The sequence below is a fragment of the Holdemanella sp. genome (assembly GCF_056804935.1).
On sequence record NZ_DBMEXE010000275.1, the window covers coordinates 1 to 1,803 of the forward strand.

The 1,803-nt window shown below is 32.7% G+C and carries 1 protein-coding gene; it reads left to right on the forward strand.

Annotated elements, in window-relative coordinates; all coding sequences use genetic code 11:
• The coding region (locus ACZQCL_RS09260) for a M3 family oligoendopeptidase (protein ID WP_482482980.1) at positions 1–1,700 on the forward strand (1,700 nt) is incomplete at its 5' end.
• Positions 1,701–1,803 lie beyond the last annotated feature (103 nt).

The following is a 1,803-nucleotide window of genomic DNA, read 5'->3' on the forward strand; positions in this document are numbered from 1 at the left end:
CTTTTCATGCATCGGTTATGTTAATGAGAATAGGTAAAAATAAAGCATTATTAATAGAAAATTCAAAAGCCTTGGATAGTGAGACATTTTCTTATAAAGAAGAGTTCGACATCCTAATAAATGAACTTTCAACATATGGAAATTGTGAGATTCCAAAAGATGAAGCAGATTATCTTCTTATGCATCTTTTAGGTATGTATTTGAATGAAAGCTCATTTTTAGAAAATGATTTTTTAAATGAAATGCTTCCAGTGTTAAAGGAAGATATTGTGAATTGTAATAAGGCTGTAATGGAAAGTTCTTTTGTATCTGAATTAAAGAAAGAAGTACCAGAAACATATTTCTTACAAAGAGAAATGGAAGAAAAATCATTTGATCCAATTATCATTCCTGAAATGCAGGAAGAAAATAAATTAGCTTCTAAATACCAAGCAATCATTGCGAGTGCACAAATTGAGTTTGATGGTGAAACATATACTCTTGCGGCTTTAGAAGTAAAGACAAATGATAAAGATAGAGATACTCGTAAACGTGCAATGCAAGCCTATTGGGGATGGTATGACGAACATGCTAAAGAAATTGGTGAAGTTTATGATCAATTAGTGCAAGTGCGTACGCGTATGGCTAAAAAATTAGGATATGAAAACTATATCGAACTTGGTTACTATCGCATGATGCGTTTTGACTACAATAAAAAGGATGTAGAAAACTATCGTAAACAAGTATTAGAGGATGTTGTTCCTTTAGATAATGAGTTATATGCTCGTCAACAAAAACGTTTGGGTTATGATACTTTGCATGCTTGGGATGAAAAGTTTGAATTCACTTCAGGAAATCCAGCACCTAAATATAGTCGTGAAGAATTAGTAAAACGTGAATTAAAGATGTATCAAGAACTAGATCCTAAAACAGGTGAATTCTTTGAATTTATGACAGAAAGAGAATTGTTAGATCTAGATTCAAAGCCTGGTAAAGCAGCTGGTGGATATTGTACATTCATTCCAAATTATCAATCTCCATTCATCTTCGCAAACTTTAATCAGACAAGCCATGATGCTGAAGTACTAACACATGAAGCAGGACATGCTTTCCAAGTATATTCAAGTAAAGATATTTTCCCAATCGATTGTGTATGGCCTACTTATGAATCTTGTGAAATCCACTCTATGTCTATGGAATTCTTTACATATCCATGGATGAAATCTTTCTTTGAAGAAGATGTAGATAAATATTATTTCAATCATTTGTCAGGAGCTGTTAAGTTCTTACCTTATGGAGTTTTAGTGGATCACTTCCAGCATGAAGTATATGAAAAACCAGAAATGTCTTGTGAAGAAAGATTGGCTACTTGGAGAAAGTTGGAAAAACAATATTTGCCTCATAAAAACTATGAAGGTATTGATATTCTAGAAAAAGGTGGATGGTGGATGCGCCAGCTTCACATTTTCATGGATCCATTCTATTATATTGATTACACATTAGCTCAAGTATGCGCATTGCAGTTCTGGGCTCGTATTCAAAAGAATGATGAAAAAGCTTTTGAAGACTACAAACACATTTGTAAGATTGGTGGAACATTGCCGTTCAGAAAAATTGTAAAAGAAGCAGGATTAAAGGTTCCTTTCGAATCTGGATGCTTAAAAGATACTGTTCAATTGGTTCGCGAATGGTTTGAAAAAGCAGATGATTCACAATTTTAAAATAGTAGTTACGCATGAAAAATAAAATGGCTTAAATAAACAAAATCGGAAACTCTATTAAAGAATTTCCGATTTTTTTATGGGTTGAGAAGGCAATATTAAT